General features: G+C 70.3%; 16 protein-coding genes. 15 read left to right on the forward strand and 1 reads right to left on the reverse strand.

Features of this window, described 5'->3' with window-relative positions; genetic code table 11:
• Positions 1-115 precede the first annotated feature (115 nt).
• The 11 genes from typA to R2S09_RS08550 all read left to right on the forward strand — a co-directional run bounded on the left by typA (position 116) and on the right by R2S09_RS08550 (position 14418).
• Positions 116-2032, forward strand: coding sequence for a translational GTPase TypA (typA, locus tag R2S09_RS08500; protein WP_306189494.1), 1917 nt, complete (start codon positions 116-118; stop codon positions 2030-2032).
• 674 nt (positions 2033-2706) lie between these two features.
• On the forward strand, positions 2707-4332 hold the full coding sequence (locus R2S09_RS08505) for an ABC transporter substrate-binding protein (RefSeq protein WP_316740311.1): 1626 nt from the start codon (positions 2707-2709) through the stop codon (positions 4330-4332).
• Between the two features lie 168 nt (positions 4333-4500).
• A complete protein-coding gene (locus R2S09_RS08510; protein WP_306189492.1) occupies positions 4501-5433 on the forward strand; it encodes an ABC transporter permease in 933 nt (310 codons plus the stop codon).
• Entirely contained in the window at positions 5426-6373 is a 948-nt protein-coding gene (locus R2S09_RS08515) for an ABC transporter permease (RefSeq protein ID WP_306189491.1), read from the forward strand. The genes R2S09_RS08510 and R2S09_RS08515 overlap by 8 nt, the downstream gene beginning before the upstream one ends.
• A gap of 11 nt (positions 6374-6384) precedes the next feature.
• The gene (locus R2S09_RS08520) at positions 6385-7443 is read left to right on the forward strand and encodes an ABC transporter ATP-binding protein (RefSeq protein ID WP_306189490.1); all 1059 of its coding nucleotides are present in this window, start codon (positions 6385-6387) and stop codon (positions 7441-7443) included.
• Positions 7436-8584: a dipeptide ABC transporter ATP-binding protein gene (locus R2S09_RS08525; protein ID WP_316740312.1), complete on the forward strand. Its 1149-nt coding sequence runs from the start codon at positions 7436-7438 to the stop codon at positions 8582-8584. The genes R2S09_RS08520 and R2S09_RS08525 overlap by 8 nt, the downstream gene beginning before the upstream one ends.
• 251 nt (positions 8585-8835) lie before the next feature.
• Complete coding sequence (locus R2S09_RS08530; protein WP_316740313.1) at positions 8836-10455, forward strand: ABC transporter substrate-binding protein; 1620 nt, start codon at positions 8836-8838, stop codon at positions 10453-10455.
• A gap of 6 nt (positions 10456-10461) precedes the next feature.
• A complete protein-coding gene (locus tag R2S09_RS08535) occupies positions 10462-11385 on the forward strand; it encodes an ABC transporter permease (protein ID WP_306189487.1) in 924 nt (307 codons plus the stop codon).
• Positions 11378-12406 (forward strand): ABC transporter permease, encoded by a 1029-nt coding sequence (locus tag R2S09_RS08540; RefSeq protein WP_306189486.1) that lies wholly within the window; start codon positions 11378-11380, stop codon positions 12404-12406. Before R2S09_RS08535 ends, R2S09_RS08540 begins: the two co-directional genes overlap by 8 nt.
• A 7-nt stretch (positions 12407-12413) precedes the next feature.
• Positions 12414-13388: an ABC transporter ATP-binding protein gene (locus R2S09_RS08545; RefSeq protein WP_316740314.1), complete on the forward strand. Its 975-nt coding sequence runs from the start codon at positions 12414-12416 to the stop codon at positions 13386-13388.
• Positions 13381-14418 carry an ABC transporter ATP-binding protein gene (locus R2S09_RS08550; protein WP_306189484.1) on the forward strand — a complete coding sequence of 346 codons (1038 nt, stop codon included), beginning with the start codon at positions 13381-13383 and terminating at the stop codon, positions 14416-14418. Before R2S09_RS08545 ends, R2S09_RS08550 begins: the two co-directional genes overlap by 8 nt.
• A gap of 176 nt (positions 14419-14594) precedes the next feature.
• On the opposite strand, the gene R2S09_RS08555 is transcribed toward R2S09_RS08550, so the two are convergent.
• Complete coding sequence (locus tag R2S09_RS08555; RefSeq protein WP_316740315.1) at positions 14595-16736, reverse strand: prolyl oligopeptidase family serine peptidase; 2142 nt, start codon at positions 16734-16736, stop codon at positions 14595-14597.
• A 251-nt stretch (positions 16737-16987) separates the two neighbouring features.
• Here R2S09_RS08555 and R2S09_RS08560 point away from each other — a divergent pair, with 251 nt between their 5' ends.
• From R2S09_RS08560 to R2S09_RS08575, 4 genes are all read left to right on the forward strand, one after another.
• Entirely contained in the window at positions 16988-17182 is a 195-nt protein-coding gene (locus R2S09_RS08560; RefSeq protein WP_306189482.1) for a hypothetical protein, read from the forward strand.
• Positions 17183-17263: 81 nt separating this feature from the next.
• Complete coding sequence (gene mshB / locus R2S09_RS08565) at positions 17264-18211, forward strand: N-acetyl-1-D-myo-inositol-2-amino-2-deoxy-alpha-D-glucopyranoside deacetylase (protein WP_306189481.1); 948 nt, start codon at positions 17264-17266, stop codon at positions 18209-18211.
• Complete coding sequence (locus R2S09_RS08570; protein WP_316740316.1) at positions 18208-18618, forward strand: DUF6113 family protein; 411 nt, start codon at positions 18208-18210, stop codon at positions 18616-18618. Before mshB ends, R2S09_RS08570 begins: the two co-directional genes overlap by 4 nt.
• Positions 18619-18796: 178 nt before the next feature.
• On the forward strand, positions 18797-21166 hold the full coding sequence (locus R2S09_RS08575; protein WP_316740317.1) for a hypothetical protein: 2370 nt from the start codon (positions 18797-18799) through the stop codon (positions 21164-21166).
• Positions 21167-21241 lie beyond the last annotated feature (75 nt).

The following is a 21241-nucleotide window of genomic DNA, read 5'->3' on the forward strand; positions in this document are numbered from 1 at the left end:
GCTGCTTCGGCGGCCCCGTACCATGGGGTGAGGCCGTGGCGTGTTCAGCCCGGCAGGGCGCGCGTACCGAGGACGTACGCGCAGCCGTCCGCACACTCCGGGAGTACGCCTCAATATGGCCGCGTCCACTACGCGTCACGACATCCGCAACGTCGCCATCGTCGCCCACGTCGACCACGGCAAGACCACCATCGTCGACGGCATGCTGAAGCAGGCCGGTGCCTTCGCCGCCCACCAGCTCGACTCGGTCGACGACCGCATGATGGACTCCAACGACCTGGAGCGTGAGAAGGGCATCACGATCCTCGCCAAGAACACGGCGGTGAAGTACCACCCCAAGGACGGCGGGGACCCCATCACGATCAACATCATCGACACCCCCGGCCACGCCGACTTCGGCGGCGAGGTCGAGCGCGGTCTGTCGATGGTCGACGGCGTCGTGCTGCTGGTGGACGCCTCCGAGGGCCCGCTGCCGCAGACCCGCTTCGTGCTGCGCAAGGCGCTCCAGCAGCGCCTGCCCGTCATCCTGTGCATCAACAAGACGGACCGCCCGGACTCCCGCATCGACGAGGTCGTCAACGAGACCTACGACCTCTTCCTCGACCTGGACGCCGACGAGGAGCAGATCGAGTTCCCGATCGTCTACGCCTGCGGCCGTGACGGCATCGCGTCCCTGACCAAGCCCGAGAACGGCACGGTCCCGGCCGACTCCGACAGCCTGGAGCCGTTCTTCTCCACCATCCTGGAGCACATCCCGGCCCCGACCTACGACGCCGACGCCCCGCTCCAGGCCCACGTCACCAACCTGGACGCCGACAACTTCCTCGGCCGTATCGCGCTGCTGCGCGTGGAGCAGGGCGAGCTGCGCAAGGGCCAGACGGTCGCCTGGATCAAGCGCGACGGCTCCATCGGCAACGTCCGCATCTCCGAGCTGATGATGACCGAGGCGCTCACCCGCAAGCCGGCCGAGAAGGCCGGCCCCGGCGACATCTGCGCCGTCGCCGGCATCCCCGACATCATGATCGGCGAGACCCTGGCCGACCCGGAGAACCCGGTCGCGCTGCCGCTGATCACGGTCGACGAGCCCGCGATCTCCATGGTCATCGGCACCAACACCTCCCCGCTGGTGGGCCGCGGCGGCACCGGCAAGGGCGCCGACGCCAAGGCGGCCGTCAAGGACCGCAAGGTCACCGCCCGCCAGGTCAAGGACCGCCTGGACCGCGAGCTGATCGGCAACGTCTCGCTCCGCGTCCTCGACACCGAGCGCCCCGACGCCTGGGAGGTCCAGGGCCGCGGTGAGCTCGCGCTCGCCATCCTGGTCGAGACCATGCGCCGCGAGGGCTACGAGCTGACCGTCGGCAAGCCGCAGGTGGTCACCAAGGAGATCGACGGCAAGGTCCACGAGCCGGTCGAGCGGATGACGGTCGACGTGCCCGAGGAGCACATGGGCGCGGTCACCCAGCTCATGGGCGTCCGCAAGGGCCGGATGGACAACATGTCCAACCACGGCTCCGGCTGGGTCCGCATGGAGTTCGTCGTCCCCTCCCGCGGTCTGATCGGCTTCCGTACCGAGTTCCTGACCCAGACCCGCGGCACGGGCATCGGCCACTCCATCCACGAGGGCTTCGAGCCCTGGTTCGGCCCGCTCCAGACCCGCAACAACGGCTCCCTGGTCGCCGACCGCTCCGGTGCCGTCACCGCCTTCGCGATGACCAACCTCCAGGAGCGCGGCGTGCTCTTCGTGGAGCCGGGCACCGAGGTGTACGAGGGCATGATCGTCGGTGAGAACTCCCGCTCCGACGACATGGACGTCAACATCACCAAGGAGAAGAAGCTCACCAACATGCGGTCCTCGACGGCCGACGTGACCGAGTCGATCGTCCCGCCGCGCAAGCTCTCCCTGGAGCAGTCCCTGGAGTTCTGCCGCGACGACGAGTGCGTCGAGGTGACCCCGGAGGCGGTCCGCATCCGCAAGGTCGTCCTCGACCAGCGCGAGCGCGCCCGCGCGGCCAGCAGGGCCAAGCACAGCTGACGCGAGCCGACGACCGGCGTGACTGAGGTGACGGACGTGACGACGTGACGGACGTGACGGACGTGACCGACGTGAGCCGGCGGACGTGACGGACGCGAGGGGCCTGCCCGGTGCCACCGGGTGGGCCCCTTTCGTTTTCGGCGTGGAATCGGCGGGCGCCCGTCAGGGCCGTAGAGGGTTTTCCCTATAAACCTGTATCAGGTCCCTCGCTCCGGCCCCGGCGGACTGTGGCCGGTTGTTAAAGTGGCTGGAATGCGTGGCTTATCGGACCCCTCGCACCGGTCTGACCGGCGCGTCAGGACGTCCCACGGCGTCGAGAGACCGCTCCGCCGTTTCACGCAACTGGTTTTCCACCCCACCTGTCCGCTATGCGGACACCCCTGCCCGATAGTTGTGTAACAAGTCCGTTTCGCAGGGATCTTTCACCAAACCCTTTGTCCGGATTTTGGAAGAAGTAGGCGGCAGGTGTGATCGAACCGAGACCTCTAAGGTGTGGTTCGTTCCGGTTGGAATGGCAGATAGTTAGGCGCGTAGAGCTCGAATCAACGGGTCACGCGCTGCTGGCGGCGCCGACTCACGAGCAGGGGGCACCTGACCATTTCAGGCACCGGTAACGGTGATGCGTCGAGTGCCCCTCCATGCGGTGAACCAATGGACTCATGAGGAGGAGCCCCATGCGTGGTGCCAAGAGCGCCAAGTGGGTTGCGATAGCCGCGGTTGTGGCGCTGGGTGCGACGGCCTGTGGCGGCGGCGGCGGTGACAAGGGCAGCGGCAGCAAGGGTGCGGTCGACCCGAACGGCAAGTTCTCGGTCGAGGTGGGCGAGCCCCAGAACCCGCTGCAGCCGGCGAACACCATGGAGTCCAACGGCAGCATCGTCATCAAGTCGCTGTTCTCCGGGCTTGTCGACTACGACAGCAGCGGCAAGATCGTCAACGTCAACGCGCAGTCGATCGACACCAGCGACAACAAGACCTTCACGGTGAAGCTGAAGCCGGGCTGGACGTTCCACGACGGCACCCCGGTGACCGCGACGTCCTACGTCAAGGCCTGGAACTGGGCCGCCAACCCGGCCAACAAGCAGACCAACAGCTTCTGGTTCTCCGACATCCAGGGCTACGACGACGTCGCCCCGGCCAAGGGCAAGCCGAAGGCCGACAAGATGTCCGGCCTGAAGGTCGTCGACGACAACACCTTCACCATCACGCTCTCCAAGCCGATGCCGTACTTCGTCTACAAGCTCGGCTACGAGGTCTTCGACCCGCTGCCCGAGTCCTTCTACAAGGACCCGAAGGCCGCCGGTGAGCACCCGATCGGCAACGGTCCGTACAAGTTCGTCAGCTGGGAGCACAACAAGGAGATCCAGGTCGCCAAGTTCGACGGCTACAAGGGCCCGAACGCCGCCAAGAACGGCGGGGTGACCTTCAAGAACTACTCCAAGCTCGAGACCGCCTACCAGGACCTGAAGTCCGGCAACCTCGACGTGATGCGCCAGGTCGCTCCGCGTGACCTGCCGGTCTACAAGCAGGACCTCGGCGACCGCGCCGTCGACCAGTCGTACTCGGCGATCCAGACCATCGCCGTGGCCTTCTACTCCAAGCAGTGGAAGGACATCGACCCCAAGGTCCTGCAGGGCCTGTCGATGGCGATCGACCGCGACACCATCACCAAGACCGTGCTCCAGGGCACCCGTGAGCCCGCCACCGGCTGGGTCGCCAAGGGAGTCCTCGGCTACACGCCGAACGCCGCCGGCGACGTCACCAAGTACGACCCGGCCAAGGCCAAGGAGCTCATCAAGGCGGGCGGCGGCGTCCCGGGCAACAAGATCTCCATCCAGTACAACGCGGACGGCGGTCACAAGGAGTGGGTGGAGGCCGTCTGCGGCTCCATCACCAAGGCCACCGGCGTGGCGTGCACCGGCGACTCCAAGCCCGACTTCCAGTCGGACCTCAACGCCCGTGACAACAAGCAGGTCAAGTCGCTGTACCGCTCCGGCTGGGTGCTCGACTACCCGTTCATCTCCAACTTCATCCGCGACCTGTACGGCACCAAGTCCGACGGCAACCAGGGCGGCTTCTCCAGCAAGGAGATCGACGACCTGATCGCCAAGGCGGACGCCGCCAAGACGCTGGACGAGTCGGAGAAGCTGTACCAGCAGATCGAGAAGGAACTGCCGAACTACATGCCGAGCATTCCGCTCTGGTACTACAAGGTCAACGCGGGCTACTCGGAGAAGGTCACCGGCGTCAAGTACGCCCAGGACGGCGACCCGATCCTGACCGGCGTTCAGGTCAAGAAGTAACCGCTGACGACGAACAGCGTGTGCCGTGCCGCACCTTCACCACCAGGTGCGGCACGGCGTCGGCCGATCGGCCGGGGGGCCCTTTTCACCGCGTACGCACGGAATCCGTCCGGAAGCCGCTCGTACCCGGCGAAAAGGGCCTGCCGCTGTGACTGACATGGAGGCACCATGGGGCGCTATGTCGCACGACGACTGCTCCAGATGATCCCGGTCTTCATCGGGACGACCCTGCTCATCTTCCTGATGGTCTACGCCCTGCCCGGCGACCCCGTGCGCGGGCTCTTCGGGGACAAGGGCACCAGCCCGGCGGTGCTGCAGTCGCTGCGGCACCAGTACGGCCTCGACAAGCCCGTCCTGGTCCAGTACCTCGACTACATGAAGAACATGATCCTGCATCTCGACTTCGGGACGCAGATCGCCAGTGGCCGCCCGGTCACCGACATCCTGGGCGAGGCCTTCCCGGTGACGCTCCGCCTCGCCGGCTTCGCGTTCGCCATCGAGGCCGTGCTCGGCATCGTTCTCGGTGTCGTATCTGGCATGCGCGCCGGCAAGGCGGCCGACACCGTCATCCTCTTCGTGACGCTGCTGCTGATCTCGGTGCCGGTCTTCGTGCTGGGCTACATCCTGCAGACGGTGTTCGCCTTCCAGCTGAACCTGCTGGAACCCTCGGTGAGCGACGACACCGACTTCAGCCAGCTGCTGTTGCCGGCCATCGTGCTGGCCAGCGCCTCACTGGCCTATGTGGCCCGGCTGACCCGTACCTCGGTGGCGGAGAACATGCGGGCGGACTTCATGCGCACGGCCATCGCCAAGGGCCTGCCCCGCCGCCGGGTGGTCGGAGTGCACCTGCTGCGCAACTCCCTCATCCCCGTCGTCACCTTCCTCGGCACCGACCTCGGCGCCCTGATGGGCGGCGCGATCGTGACCGAGGGCATCTTCAACATCCACGGCGTCGGCGGAACGATCTACCAGTCGATCGTGCGTCGGGAGGGCACCACGCTGGTCGGGCTGGTCACCATCCTCGTCCTCGTGTACCTCTTCGCCAGCCTGATCGTCGACCTGCTCTACGCGGTCCTGGACCCGAGGATCCGTTATGCCTGAGCTGACCACTTCCGCCGACGAGGCCGCAACGGCCGCCGCGTCCGCCGCCGCGGGCGCCGAACTGCCAGAGCCCAAGCCGGAGAAGACCCGCAGCCTGTGGGGCGATGCCTGGCAGGACCTGCGCACCAACTGGGTGTTCGTCGTCTCCGCGGTGCTGATCCTGCTGCTGCTGGTGATGGCGTTCTGGCCCAGCCTGTTCACGGGCGCCGACCCGAACAACAAGGATCTGGCCAACCACTACCTGCAGCACCCGAGCTACGGCCATGTCCTCTCGGCCGACTGGCTGGGCTACGACGCCCAGGGCCGCAGTGTGTACGCCCGCGCCATCTACGGCACCCGCGCCTCGCTGCTGGTCGGCGCCGGAACCACCCTCGTGGTGACCGTCGTCGGCGGTCTGATCGGCATGATCGCCGGTTACTTCGGCGGCTGGCTCGACGCCGTCCTGTCCCGGGTGACGGACATGTTCTTCGGCATCCCCTTCCTGCTCGGCACCATGGTGATGCTGAACTCCTTCACCGACCGCTCCATCCCGGTCGTCATCGCCGCCCTGGCCTTCCTCGGCTGGACGCAGACGGCCCGTGTGATGCGCGGCGCGGTCATCACCGTGAAGTCGACGGACTACGTGCAGGCCGCCAGGGCGCTCGGCGCGGGAACCGGGCGCATCCTCATGCGCCATGTGCTGCCCAACGCGGTGGCGCCGGTGATCGTCGTCGCCACCATCTCGCTCGGTGTCTACATCGGCGCCGAGGCCACGCTGTCCTTCCTGGGCCTCGGCCTGAACGGCGTGTCGTGGGGCAATGACATCTCCGACGGAGGCAACTCCATCCGGGTAGCGAAGTGGATCATGCTCTACCCGTCGATCCTGCTCAGCATCACGGTGCTGGCGTTCATCATGCTCGGTGAGGCCGTCCGCAACGCCCTCGACCCGAAGACGCGCTGAGGGAGGCGTACGTGACCACCATCGAAGAAGTCGTGCCCGCGCCGTCGCCCCGCGACGCCGGGGCGGACGGCGGCCCACTGCTCGACGTGCGGGACCTGCACGTGGAGTTCCACACCCGTGACGGCGTGGTCAAGGCCGTCAACGGCGTCAACTACAGCGTGAACGCGGGCGAGACGCTCGCGGTGCTCGGCGAGTCCGGCTCCGGCAAGTCCGTCACCGCGCAGGCCATCATGGGCATCCTCGACATGCCGCCGGCGAAGATCCCCCAGGGGGAGATCCGCTTCCGCGGACAGGACATGCTGACCATGTCCGCCGAGGACCGCCGCAAGATCCGCGGCCGGCGCATCGCCATGATCTTCCAGGACGCGCTCAGCTCGCTGAACCCGGTGCTGAGCGTCGGCTACCAGCTGGGCGAGATGTTCCGCGTCCACCAGGGCCTGTCCAAGAAGGACGCCAAGGCCAAGGCGATCGAGCTGATGGACCGGGTGAAGATCCCGGCGGCCGCGGCGCGCGTCAACGACTACCCGCACCAGTTCTCGGGCGGTATGCGCCAGCGCATCATGATCGCCATGGCGCTGGCCCTGGAGCCGGACCTGATCATCGCCGACGAGCCGACCACGGCCCTCGACGTGACGGTGCAGGCCCAGGTGATGGACCTGCTCGCGGAGCTGCAGCGCGAGTACAACATGGGCCTGATCCTCATCACCCACGACCTCGGCGTGGTCGCCGACGTCGCCGACAAGATCGCGGTGATGTACGCGGGCCGCATCGTGGAGCAGGCACCGGTCCACGAGCTGTACAAGCGCCCGGCCCACCCGTACACGCGAGGTCTGCTGGACTCGATTCCGCGCTTGGACCTCAAGGGCCAGGAGCTGTACGCGATCAAGGGCCTGCCGCCCAACCTGCTGCGCGTTCCGACCGGCTGCGCCTTCAACCCGCGCTGCCCCAAGGCCCAGGACATCTGCCGTACGCAGATCCCGGACCTGCTGCCGGTCACCGAGCGCGACGGCGGCGAGCTGCCGGGCCGCGCCTCGGCGTGCCACTTCTGGAAGGAGACGATCCATGGCTGAGCTCAGCAAGAACGACGAGCGGCAGGACGCCACGCCGAACGTCTCCGAGGTGGGCGTCGTCGACGCCCACTCCGAGGCGAAGTCGGTCGCCGCGATCGAGGCGCGCGCCGGGCACGGTGAGCCGATCCTTCAGGTGCGTGACCTGAAGAAGCACTTCCCGCTCACCCAGGGCATCCTGTTCAAGCGGCAGATCGGCGCGGTCAAGGCCGTCGACGGCGTCTCCTTCGACCTGTATCAGGGCGAGACCCTGGGCATCGTGGGCGAGTCCGGCTGCGGCAAGTCGACGGTGGCCAAGCTCCTGATGAACCTGGAGCGCGCGACCGCGGGCGAGATCTTCTACAAGGGCCAGGACATCAGCAAGCTGTCCGGGCGCGCGCTCAAGGCGGTCCGCCGGAACATCCAGATGGTGTTCCAGGACCCGTACACCTCGCTGAACCCCCGTATGACGGTGGGCGACATCATCGGGGAGCCCTTCGACATCCACCCGGAGGTGGCTCCGAAGGGCGACCGGCGCCGCAAGGTGCAGGAGCTGCTGGACGTCGTCGGCCTGAACCCGGAGTACATCAACCGCTACCCGCACCAGTTCTCCGGCGGCCAGCGCCAGCGCATCGGCATCGCCCGCGGCCTCGCGCTCAACCCCGAGGTCATCATCTGCGACGAGCCGGTCTCCGCGCTGGATGTGTCGGTCCAGGCGCAGGTCATCAACCTGATGGAGGGACTGCAGGACGAGTTCAACCTCTCCTACATCTTCATCGCGCACGACCTGTCCATCGTCCGGCACATCTCCGACCGCGTCGGTGTGATGTACCTGGGCAGGATGGCCGAGATCGGCACGGACGAGCAGATCTACGACCACCCGACGCACCCCTACACCCAGGCGCTGCTGTCGGCGGTCCCGGTGCCGGACCCGGACGCCCGTGAGCACCGCGAGCGGATCATCCTCACCGGCGACGTGCCCTCCCCGGCCAACCCGCCCTCGGGCTGCCGCTTCCGCACCCGCTGCTGGAAGGCGCAGGACAAGTGCGCCCAGGAGGTACCGCTGCTTGCCATCCCCGAGCGCTTCAAGGGCTCGGACTCCCCGGCGGCCCACGAGTCGGCATGCCACTTCGCCGAGGAGAAGGACGTCGTGCACGCCGCGTAGTCCCTCACGGCACGTGCGCCGGTTCCCGGCACCCCGGCACAGGGGTGCCGGGAACCGGCGTTTTTCGTGTGCAACGCGAGTCGGGGGACGCCGGGTCGCGAGCCAGGGGCGCCGGACGGTGAGCCGTCCGGCTGGAGTCGGGCCGCCGCCGGTGTGGCGGGTGTGCGATGTGCGGTTGATGCGCTGATATGGCCTCGGGTCCGTCAGCCCCGCGGCCCGCCCGATCGCACACCGCACCCCAGGAGGCGCCCATGCGTGCACGCACGCGCGTGACGTGGGCCCTGGGCGCGGTGGCGGCCTTGCTGCCGCTGGCCGCCTGCGGGAGCGGCGCAGGTGTCGCCGGGGGCAGTGTGCTCAGCTCGTCCTGGGGGGACCCGCAGAACCCGCTGGAGCCCGCCAACACCAACGAGGTGCAGGGCGGCAAGGTGCTCGACATGGTCTTCCGCGGGCTGAAGCGGTACAACCCGAGGACCGGCAAGGCCGAGAACATGCTCGCCGAGCGGATCGACAGCCCCGACTCGCAGAACTACACCATCACCGTCAAGGCCGGCTGGAAGTTCAGCAACGGCGAACCGGTGACCGCGAAGTCCTTCGTCGACGCCTGGAACTACGGCGCGAGCCTGAAGAACAACCAGAAGAACGCGTACTTCTTCGGCTACATCGAGGGCTACGACAAGGTCCACCCCGACAGCGGCAGGCAGACCGCCGACACCCTCTCCGGACTGAGGGTCACCGGACCGCGGACCTTCACCGTCCGGCTCGACCAGAAGTTCTCCTCCTTCCCCGACACCCTCGGCTACGCCGCCTTCGCCCCGCTGCCCCGCACCTTCTTCACCCACCACAAGGCCTGGCTGGACAAGCCCGTCGGCAACGGCCCGTACACCATCCAGTCGTACACCAAGGGCGCCCAGATGTACCTGAAGAAGTGGGACGGCTACCCGGGCCCCGACAAGGCGCGCAACGACGGCGTGACCCTGCTGGTCTACACCGACAGCAACACCGCCTACACCGACGTGCTGGCCGGCAACCTCGACCTGGTCGACGACATCCCCGCCGGCCAGCTCAAGAACGTCCACTCCGACCTGGACGGCCGCTACATCAACACCCCTGCCGGCATCCTCCAGACCCTGGCGTTCCCGTTCTACGACAAGGCGTGGAACACCGACGGCGCGCGCAGGGTGCGCACCGGGCTGTCGATGGCCATCAACCGCGCGCAGATCACCCGGACCCTCTTCCGCGGCACCCGCACCCCGGCCACCGACTGGACCTCCCCGGTCCTCGGCACCGACGGCGGCTACAAGGCGGGGCTGTGCGGCCGGGCCTGCGAGTACCACCCCGCCGAGGCCAGGAAGCTGGTCAAGGAGGGCGGCGGACTGCCCGGGGGCCAGGTGCGGATCACCTACAACGCGGACACGGGCTCGCACAAGCAGTGGGTGGACGCCGTGTGCAACTCCATCAACAACGCCCTCGGCAACGACCACGCCTGCGTCGGCAACCCGGTCGGCACCTTCGCCGACTTCCGCAACCAGATCTCGCGGCACAGGATGACGGGGCCGTTCCGGGCCGGCTGGCAGATGGACTACCCGCTGATCCAGAACTTCCTCCAGCCGCTCTACTACACGAACGCCTCGTCCAACGACGGCAAGTGGTCGAACAAGGACTTCGACCGGCTCGTCGACCGGGCCAACGCCGAGACCGACAAGGCGGCGGCGATCCGGCTCTTCCAGCAGGCCGAGGGCGTCGTCCGCGACAACATGGCCGCCATCCCGCTGTGGTACCAGAACGGCAGCGCGGGCTACACCGACCGGCTGCACGACGTGGCCCTCAACCCCTTCAGCGTCCCCGTCTACGACGAGATCAGGGTCGGCTGAACCGCCATGGGACGCTACGTCGCGCGGCGGCTGCTGCAGATGATCCCGGTGTTCTTCGGCGCCACCCTGCTGATCTTCCTCATGGTCAACGTGATGGGCGACCCCATCGCCGGCCTGTGCGGCGAGCGCGCCTGCGACACGGCGACCGCCGCCCAGCTCAAGCGGGAGTTCGGCCTCGACAAGCCCCTGTGGCAGCAGTACGCGACCTACATGGGCAACGTCTTCACCGGCGACTTCGGCACGGCGTTCAACGGCCAGCCGGTCACGGAGCTGATGGCCACGGCGTTGCCCGTCACCGTCCGGCTGACCATCGTCGCCATCGTCTTCGAGGTCGTCATCGGCATCACCTTGGGGGTGGTGACCGGGCTGCGCCGCGGCCGGCCCGTGGACACCGCCGTCCTGCTGGGCACCCTCGTCGTCATCTCCGTCCCCACCTTCGTCACCGGGCTGCTGCTCCAGCTGCTGCTCGGCGTCAAGTGGGACTTGATCAGACCGTCCGTCCCGCCGGAGGCCACCCTTGACGAGCTGATCGTGCCGGGCCTGGTCCTCGCCTCCGTCTCCCTCGCCTACGTCACCCGTCTGACCCGCACCTCCATCGCCGAGAACCGGCGCGCCGACTACGTCCGCACGGCCGTCGCCAAGGGCCTGCCCCGCCGCCGGGTGGTCGTCCGGCACCTGCTGCGCAACTCGCTCATCCCCGTGGTCACGTTCATCGGCACCGACATCGGGGCGCTGATGGGCGGCGCCATCGTCACCGAGCGCATCTTCAACATCCACGGCGTCGGCTACCAGCTCTACCAGGGCATCCTCCGCCAGAACACCCAGACCGTGGTCGGCTTCGTCACCGTCCTGGTCCTGGTGTTCCTGGTCGCCAACCTGCTCGTGGACCTGCTGTACGCCGTACTCGACCCGAGGATCCGCTATGCCTGAGCCGCCGCCTCGGCCACAGCCGCAGCCGAACGAGCCCGAGGGCGCCGTCGCGGGCACCGGCATGGGCGGCGGCATGGACCTCGCGGCGAGCGAGGCGACCACCCTGGAACCGGCGTCCCACGGCCCGGACGGCCCGGCCGGCTCCGCCGGCACGGGCGCACCGGGCCCGCAGGACCGACCCCGCTCCCTGTGGTCCGACGCCTGGCGCGACCTGCGCCGCAACCCCGTCTTCCTGCTCTCCGCGCTGGTGATCTGCTTCCTGGTCCTGATCGCCGTCTGGCCGTCCCTGATCGCCCCCGGCAACCCGCTGCGGTGCGACCTGGCCCGGGCCCAGGACGGCCCGGGCCCCGGCCACCCCTTCGGCTACGACGGCCAGGGCTGCGACGTCTACACCCGCACCGTCCACGGCGCCCGCGCCTCCGTCACCGTCGGCGTCTGCGCGACCGCCGGAGTGGCCGTCCTGGGCTCCGTCCTGGGCGCCCTCGCCGGGTACTTCGGCGGCGTCTGGGACGCCGTGCTGTCCCGGGTCACCGACATCTTCTTCGCCATCCCGGTCGTCCTCGGCGGCCTGGTGCTGCTGTCCGTGGTGACCAGCAACACCGTCTGGCCGGTCGTCGGGTTCATCGTGCTGCTGGGCTGGCCGCAGATCTCCCGCATCGCACGCGGCGCGGTCATCACCGCCAAACAGCACGACTACGTGCAGGCCGCCCGCGCCCTGGGCGCCTCCGACACCCGCATCCTGCTGCGCCACATCGCGCCCAACGCCGTCGCCCCGGTGATCGTCGTCGCCACCATCGCGCTCGGCACCTACATCGCACTGGAGGCCACCCTGTCCTACCTGGGGGTCGGGCTGAAACCGCCCAGCGTGTCCTGGGGCATCGACATCTCCGCCGCCTCCCCCTACGTCCGCAACGCCCCGCACGCGCTGCTGTGGCCCGCCGGAGCCCTGGCGATCACGGTGCTGGCCTTCATCATGCTCGGCGACGCGGTGCGCGACGCCCTGGACCCGAAGCTGAGGTGACGGCGGCATGCTGCTCGAGGTCCGTGACCTGCGGATCGAGTTCCGCACCCGGGACGGGATCGCCCACGCCGTCAACGGGGTCACCTACGCCGTGGACGCGGGCGAGACGCTCGCCGTGCTCGGGGAGTCCGGCTCCGGGAAGTCCGTCACCGCCCAGGCGGTCATGGGCATCCTCGACATGCCGCCCGGCAGGATCACCGGCGGCGAGATCCTCTTCCAGGGAAGGGACCTGCTGCCCCTCAAGGAGGACGAGCGGCGGCGGATCCGGGGCGCCGCCATGGCGATGATCTTCCAGGACGCGCTGTCCGCCCTGAACCCGGTGCTGACCGTGGGCGACCAGCTCGGCGAGATGTTCACCGTGCACCGCGGCCTGTCGCGCAAGGACGCGCGGGCGAAGGCGGTGGAGCTGATGGACCGGGTCCGCATCCCGGCCGCCGCCCAGCGCGTGCGCGACTACCCGCACCAGTTCTCCGGCGGTATGCGCCAGCGCATCATGATCGCCATGGCGCTGGCCCTGGAACCGGCGCTGGTCATCGCCGACGAGCCGACCACGGCCCTCGACGTGACCGTCCAGGCCCAGGTGATGGACCTGCTCGCCGAACTCCGGCGCGAGTACCGCATGGGCCTGATCCTCATCACTCACGACCTCGGCGTGGTCGCCGACGTCGCCGACCGGATCGCGGTGATGTACGCCGGCCGGATCGTCGAGTCGGCCCCCGTCCACGACCTCTACAAGGCGCCCGCCCACCCCTACACCCGCGGCCTGCTGGACTCCATCCCGCGCCTGGACATGAAGGGCCGGGAGCTCTACGCCATCAAGGGCCTGCCGCCCAGCCTCCTGCGCATCCCCTCCGGCTGTGCCTTCCACCCGCGCTGCCCGATGGCCCGGGACGTGTGCCGCACCGACGTGCCACCGCTGTACGAGGTCGACGAACAGCGCGGGTCCGCCTGCCACTTCTGGAGGGAGTGCCTTGATGGCTGAGCCGTCGGCCGAACCGATCCTCGAGGTCAGCGGGCTGGTCAAGCACTACCCGCTCACCCGGGGCGTCCTGTTCAGGAAGCAGGTCGGGTCGGTCAAGGCCGTCGACGGCGTCGACTTCACCCTCGCCCGGGGCGAGACGCTGGGCATCGTGGGCGAGTCCGGCTGCGGCAAGTCGACGGTCGCCAGGCTGCTGTGCAACCTGGAGCGGCCCACGGCGGGCGAGATCCGCTACCGGGGCGAGGACATCACCAAGCTGTCCGGCCGCGCGCTCAAGGCGGTCCGGCGCAACATCCAGATGGTCTTCCAGGACCCGTACACCTCGCTCAACCCCCGTATGACGGTGGGCGACATCATCGGGGAGCCCTACGAGATCCACCCGGAGGTGGCTCCGAAGGGCGACCGGCGCCGCAAGGTGCAGGAGCTGCTGGACGTCGTCGGCCTGAACCCGGAGTACATCAACCGCTACCCGCACCAGTTCTCCGGCGGCCAGCGCCAGCGCATCGGCATCGCCCGCGGGCTGGCCCTGCGCCCGGAGATCATCGTCGCGGACGAGCCGGTGTCGGCGCTCGACGTGTCGGTCCAGGCCCAGGTGATCAACCTGCTGGAGCGCCTCCAGCGCGACTTCGACCTGAGCTACGTCTTCATCGCGCACGACCTGTCGATCGTCCGGCACATCTCCGACCGGGTGGGGGTCATGTACCTGGGCCGGATCATGGAGACGGGCACGGACGAGCAGATCTACGACCACGCCACCCACCCCTACACCCAGGCGCTGCTGTCCGCCGTGCCCGTGCCCGACCCGGAGGCGCGCGAGCACCGACGGCGGATCATCCTCACCGGTGACGTGCCGTCCCCGGCCGCCATCCCCTCCGGCTGCCGGTTCCGCACCCGCTGCTTCAAGGCGCGCGAGCGCTGCGCCCTGGAGGTGCCGGCGCTGGCGGTCCCCGAGCAGTTCCTGCGCACCACCGGCCCGGCCGCCCACGACTCGGCCTGCCTCTTCGCGAGCACGGAGCCGCTGAAGCCGCTGTAGGTGCCCCAAGACCGTTAACGCACAGGCAACTTCGCGGAAGCAGCACCGATATACGGACACCCGATGGTGGACAGCGTACGGCCGTGCGGGTGCCGTGAACGGGCCGGCCCCACCCTGTCTGTGGAGTCAGGGCGGGACCGGCCCGTTGCCGTGGCGCAGGGCCCGTCGCCGTGTGGCTAGGCCATGCCCAGCGAGCGCTTGAGGAAGTCCACCTGGAGCAGCAGCAGGTTCTCGGCGACCTGTTCCTGCGGAGTCATGTGGGTGACCCCGGACAGGGGGAGGACCTCGTGCGGGCGGCCGGCGGCGAGCAGGGCGGAGGACAGCCGCAGGGCGTGCGCGACCACCACGTTGTCGTCGGCGAGGCCGTGCACGATCATCAGCGGGCGGTGCGGCTCGGCGGCCCCGGACAGTCCCTCGTCGGTGACGAGGGAGTTCCTGGCGTACGTCTCCGCCTCGGTGGCCGGGTCGCCCAGGTACCGCTCGGTGTAGTGGGTGTCGTAGAGGCGCCAGTCGGTGACCGGGGCGCCCGCGACGCCCGCGTGGAAGACGTCCGGGCGGCGCAGCACGGCCAGAGCGGCGAGATACCCGCCGTAGGACCAGCCGCGGATCGCCACCCTGTTCAGGTCGAGCGGGTGGGTCTTGGCGAGGTCGTGCAGGGCCTCGATCTGGTCGTCGAGGGTGAGCGCGAAGTCGTGGTGGACGGCCTTCTCCCAGGCGGGGGAGCGGCCGGGGGTGCCGCGGCCGTCGGCGACGACCACCGCGAAGCCCTGGTCGGCGAACCACTGGGAAGTGAGGTACGCGTTGTGCGCGGCGACCACGCGGGGGCCGTGCGGGCCGCCGTAGGGGTCGAGGAGGACGGGCAGGGGAGTGGGGGCGGACGCCGACGTGGAGGTGTCACCGGGGTAGTCCGTAGGCATAAGCACGGCGCACGGGATGCGGCGTGCGCCCCCCTGGGTGAGGGTCACGCGCGGGGACATACCGGGATCCTCGGCACGGGACGCGATGAGCGCCGTCTGCTCGCCGTTCCGGAACACCCGCACCCGGGCGCCCGGCCGGTCGAGCACGGCGGAGACGAGGACGGTCACACCCCCGGAGCGCACAGCCGAGTGCACGCCCGCTTCCTCGGTCAGGCGCTCCACGCCCAGCTCGTTGACGCGGTAGACGTGCACCTCGCCGGTCTCCGCCTCGGCCGCCTCCTCGCCGGCCGAGGCGGAGACCAGCACGTCGCCGGCCGAGACGTCGAGGACCGCACGGATGTGCAACTGCGGCCCGGTGAGCGGTCGTTCGCCCACCGCCAGCACCCGCGCGCCGCCCTCGTCCGCGATCCGCACGAGCTGCCCGGAGGGGCTCCAGCAGGGCACCCCGGGGAAAAGATCAAGCCAAGTTGGATCTTCGTCGGCGTGCACCATCCGGGTCGACCCCGAGGCCGGGTCCACGGCCAGGTACAACTGGCTGCGCTGGTCCCGCGCCTGCACCAGGAGCAGCGGCGCACCCGCCTCTGACCAGTGCACACGCGCCAGATACGGGTAGCGGTCCCGGTCCCAGACGACCTCCGTGCGCGTCCCGTCCAGGCCGATCACGAAGAGCCGTACGTCCGCGTTCGCGGTGCCGGCGGCCGGGTAGCGGACGTGAGCGGGCTCGCGGTCCGGCTGTGCGGGGTCGGAGATCCACCAGCGTCGCACCGGCGTGTCGTCCACCCGCGCCACCAGCAGCCGGTCCGACTCCGGCGCCCACCAGAAGCCCCGCGAGCGGTCCATCTCCTCGGCCGCGACGAACTCGGCGAGCCCGTACGTCACGGACTCCGACTCCGGCTCGGCGAGCGGCCGGTCGTCCTCGCCCTCGGCGCTCACCACGCGCAGCGCGCCGCCCGCGACGTAGGCGACGTGCCGCCCGTCCGGGGAGGGGCGCGGGTCGATCACCGGTCCGGGGACGGGCAGTTCGCGGGCGGTACCGGCCCTGAGCTCGGCCGTGAAAAGCCGCCCTGACAAGGCGAAAGACGCCAACTCGACGGCTGTGTCGGTGGCGTAGCCGACGATCCCCGCACCGCCCTCGCGGCTGCGCTCACGGCGCGCCCGCTCCTCGGGTGAGAGATGTTCGCCGGCGCCGCCCAGGAGGGCGCGTGGGTCCGCGGCCACGCGCTCCCCGCGGTCGCCCAGGTCGAGGACCCACAGCGAATTCGCCCGGTCCGTACCGGAGTCGGAGCGCAGGAACACGACGCGGGAGGCGTCGGGAGCCACGGTGAACGCGCGCGGCGCGCCGAGCGTGAAACGCTGGGTGCGCGCGTGCCGTCGGGGGAAGGAGACAGGCTCGGTCGTCATGCCCCGACCATATTGGCCATGCGCCCCCTTGTGCGGCTGTGCGCGGGCCGGTGCGCGCGTGCGGATAGTTATGATCACTAGCGCATAGTGGGTATGTAAGTGCTGCCCGTTGTGTGGATTTATCTGCTTTCCCGGTGCGTCCGGCCTGTCCGGCCCGTCCGTGTCCAACCGCTCGACCGTCCGTCCGACCGAGACCCTGACCCCCGACCCCCCGACACCCCGCGTCCTGGGATCTTTGGAGGTGAGCCGCCGTGGCACTCTCGATTTCGGCGGTGGTGCTGCTGGCGATCATCGTCTTCCTGCTGATCAGGAAGTCCGGCCTGAAGGCCGGCCACGCGATCGTGTGCATGCTGCTGGGCTTCTACCTCGCCTCTTCCACGGTCGCCCCCACGATCAGCGAACTCACCACGAACATCGCGGGGATGATCGGCAGCATCAAGTTCTGAGTGCTCGAGGCGGGGCTTCCGTGGACGCTTCCCGGTGCCGGGAACACGAGGAGGGGGAACGCCGCCTCGTAGGGTGGGGGCATGACGGAACTGCCCTCCCCCAGCCTTCGGCCGGGGGGACCCCCACCTCGCTTCGCGCGGCGTCTGTTGCTGGTGCACGCGCATCCCGACGACGAGTCGATCAACAACGGCGCGACCATGGCCCGGTACGCGGCCGAGGGTGCCCAGGTGACCCTGGTGACCTGCACGCTCGGTGAGCGGGGCGAGGTCATCCCGCCCGGGCTGCGGCACCTTTCCGGGGCCGCGCTCGGCGCCCACCGGCGCCAGGAGCTCGCCGCGGCGACGAGGGAACTGGGCGTCACGGACGTCCGGCTGCTCGGCGGCGCCGGGCGGTACCGGGACTCCGGGATGATGGGCCTGCCCGACAACGAGGACCCCGACTGCCTCTGGCAGGCCGACCTCGACGAGGCCGCCGGGCACCTCGTCGCCGTGATCCGCGAGGTGCGCCCGCAGGTCCTCGTGACGTACGACGACAACGGCGGGTACGGCCACCCCGACCACATCCAGGCCCACCGCATCGCCATGCGCGCCGCGGACCTGGCCGCCGACCCCGCCGTACGGCCCGACCTGGGCGAGCCCTGGCGGATCGCCCGGGTGTACTGGAACCGGGTGCCGCGCTCCGTCGCCGAGGCCGCCTTCGCGCGGCTCCAGGACGACCTGGCCCAGTTGCCTTTCGCCAAGTCCGCCGCCATCGAGGACGTACCGGGTGTCGTCGCCGACGAGCGGATCACCGCACGGGTCGACGGCAGCGCCCACGCCGCCGCCAAGGCCGCCGCTATGCGCGCCCACGCCACCCAGATCGAGGTGGCCGAGCCCTGCTTCGCGCTCTCCAACGAGCTGGCCCAGCCCCTGTTCACCACCGAGTACTACGAACTGGTGCGCGGAGAGGGTGTCGCGGGCGTCCACAGCGATCTGTTCGCCGGGATCGCCGGGATCACCGGGCCCGCCGGGACCGAGGAGGCGTCATGAGCCCGGCCGGACGGGAGCCCGCGCACGGCTCCACGCTGGCGCAGCCCCTCAAGCCGCCGTCCGCCGGGCGGGCCGCGGCCTATCTGGGGCTGTTCGTGCTCGGCGCGGTGGTCGGCCTGGCCGGGGCACTGGTGCAGGCCGCGTGGTTCCCCGGCGGGCTGCTGCTCGCCCTCGCGGGCTCCGCCGGGCTCTTCCTGGGCGGGGCGCGGGCCACCGGCGGCCGGGGCGGGGCCGTGGCGGGCGCGGCCGGCTGGATGGTCGCGGTCGTGCTGCTCACCGCCAGCCGCCCGGAGGGGGACTTCCTCTTCGCCGCGGGCGGCGGCTCCTATCTCTTCCTGCTCGGCGGCATGGCAGTTGCTGTGATCTGCGCCACTCTGGGTCGCGGGCGGCAACCGGACGGTCCGTGACGTCCGACTTGGCGAATGACGTACCGCTTCTTCCCACCGCCGCCGTGGGGGTCCGGTGTGGGTTTCCCCGGCGGTCCCGGGATGCGGGCCGGACGTGGCCAGTATGGTGGTGCGCGCCGCCGAGCCGCCCGCACAGTCAGGTCGTAACGGGCGGCGGAGCCAACCGGGAGAACCTGCCTTGAGTCGTGAAACTGACACTCCGTCCTCCGGGCCCAACGGGCGCGGCGGAGCCGCCTACCCCTCGGGGACCCCGCCGTACGGCATCCCGGCGGTGTCCGACGACGGCGCGGGCGCGGGCCGTTCGGCCGCGCAGCCCGAGGAACGCAAGACCGAGACCACACTGACGACCCGGATCCGGATCAACATCCCCGGATCCCGGCCGATTCCGCCGGTGGTCGTGCGCAAGACCGTCAACGAGGCCGAGGCGGAAGGCCAGGGGGCCGAGGGCCCCGGCGGTGCTCAGGGGGCCCAGGGGTCCGACGGGGCCAAGGTGCCCCTGCCGACCAGGGGGTCCGTCCGGGCCGACGGAACGGGCCAGGGCGCCGGCGGTGACGCGCGGACGCCGGCGGGCGCCGCGGGGGCCTCCGGTGACGCTCAGAGCGCCGCCGCGGCCGAGGAGAAGGCGACCAGCGACTGGTTCGCGCCCCGCAAGTCGCAGGGGAAGAAGGCCGGCCAGGGCGGCGGCGGCACCAACGGCGCCGGGCTGCCCGGCGGTTCGGGCGCGCCCGCGAACGGGTCCGGGACGGGCCCCGGCGCATCCGGGACGGGACCGTCCGGCGCGGGCGCTCCGGGCGGTTCACGTCCGGCGGCCGGCGGCCGGCCCGGTGGTGTGGTCGGCTCCATGAGCGTGCCCGGCGGCCCCGCGCGCGCCGGTTCCTCCGGCGGCGGGCTCCCCGGGGCCACCGGCGGCCCCGTCGCCCCCGGCCACGGCGGCGGTACCGGCTCCTTCGACGTGACCGAGGCGCTTGCCGCGGGCGCGCGCTCCGGCGGCTCCCGGCCCGGCGGCAGCGGCGAGCCGAGCCGCGACGACCTGCCGTTCTTCGCGGAGAGCGGCCGGAACGGCCAGAGCGATCGGGACGGTCAGAGCGGCCACGACACTCCGAACGGCCCGAACGGGCCCGGTGGCGGCCTCAGCGGCTTCAACGGGGCGGGCGTTCCCGGCGGGCCCGGCCGGCCCGGGGGAGCGCAGGGGCCCGCGGGCCCGACCGGCGGTCCGGTGACCGGCGACGGCCCGCTCCTGCCGCCCACCGGCGGCGCACCCGTGACCGCCTCCGGCCCGTCCGGCCCGGTCGGTCCCGCCGGTCCGTCCGGCGCCCCCGGTGCGCACACCGCACGTCCCGGTGGCGGCCTGAGCGACGACACCGCGATCCTCACCCCGCAGCAGCCCGCCCCCGAATCGGGCACCCCGGGCTACGCGGGCCGTCCGGACAACGTCTCCGGACACACCGTCACCAGTGGCATCCCCGTGGTGCCGGCCGGGACCGACTCGCCGTTCCCGTCGGGTTCCGGTGGCAAGCCCGCGCCGTCGTACCCGCTCCCGAAGCCGCCGGAGCCGGGCCGGCGGGGCCCCGCCGCGCCCGCCAAGTCCACCAAGGCGCCCAAGAAGAAGGGCCGCAGCAAGGTGGCGCTGCTCGGCGGCGTCGTGGTCGTCGTCGCCGGTCTCGCCTACGGCGCCGGGCTGCTGATGAACCACTCCGACGTGCCCAAGGGCACCACCGTGCTCGGCGTCGACATCGGCGGCGGCACCCGCGACGACGCGGTCAAGAAGCTCGACGACGCCTTCGGCAAGCAGGTGAGCCAGCCGCTGAAGCTGTCGGTCGACGGCAAGACCGTCACCCTCAAGCCCGACCAGGCCGGACTTCAGTTCGACATACAGGCCACGGCCAGCGCGGCGGCGAAGAGCGACTACAACCCCGTCTCCGTGATCGGCTCCCTGTTCGGCAACCACCGGGTGGTCGAGCCGCGGATGCCCGTCGACGAGGAGAAGCTCCAGGCCGCTCTGCAGGGCGCCGCCGGCGGCGCGGGTTCGTCGGCCGACGGCACCATCAAGTTCGAGCCGGGCAAGGCCGTCGCCGTGTACGGCAGGACGGGCAAGGGCATCGACGCCGCCCGCTCCGTCCAGGCGGTCGAGCAGGCCTACCGCACCCAGGTGGAGACGGGCACGACCGCACCGGTCCAGGTGCCCACCACCACCCGGAAGCCGACGGTCTCCGACGCCGAGGTCGACCGGATGATGAAGGCGTTCGCCAAGCCGGCGATGTCGGCCAAGGTGACGGTCATGACCGACCCGGCGCACTCGGTGCTGTTCAGCCCGCAGAAGTCGCTGTGGAAGTTCCTGGGCGTCAAGGCGGTCGACGGCAAGCTCGTGGAGTACTACGACAAGGCGGCGCTCAAGCAGCTGTACGGGCGTGCCTTCGACGGCGTACTGATCACCAGGGGTACCGGCAAGAAGACGCCCGTGACCGTCGAGGACGTGATCGGCGCACTCCGCCCCGCCCTGACGAGCAGCACCAACCGGGTCGGCGTCATCGACACCACCCCCAACTAGGCACCACCAGTGGTGAGGGGGCACCGGGTGCGTACCGCACCCGGTGCCCCCTCACCACGTCACCCCGCTGTCATG

It is taken from the genome of Streptomyces sp. MK7, from assembly GCF_032658145.1.
GTDB lineage: Bacteria > Actinomycetota > Actinomycetes > Streptomycetales > Streptomycetaceae > Streptomyces > Streptomyces spiralis.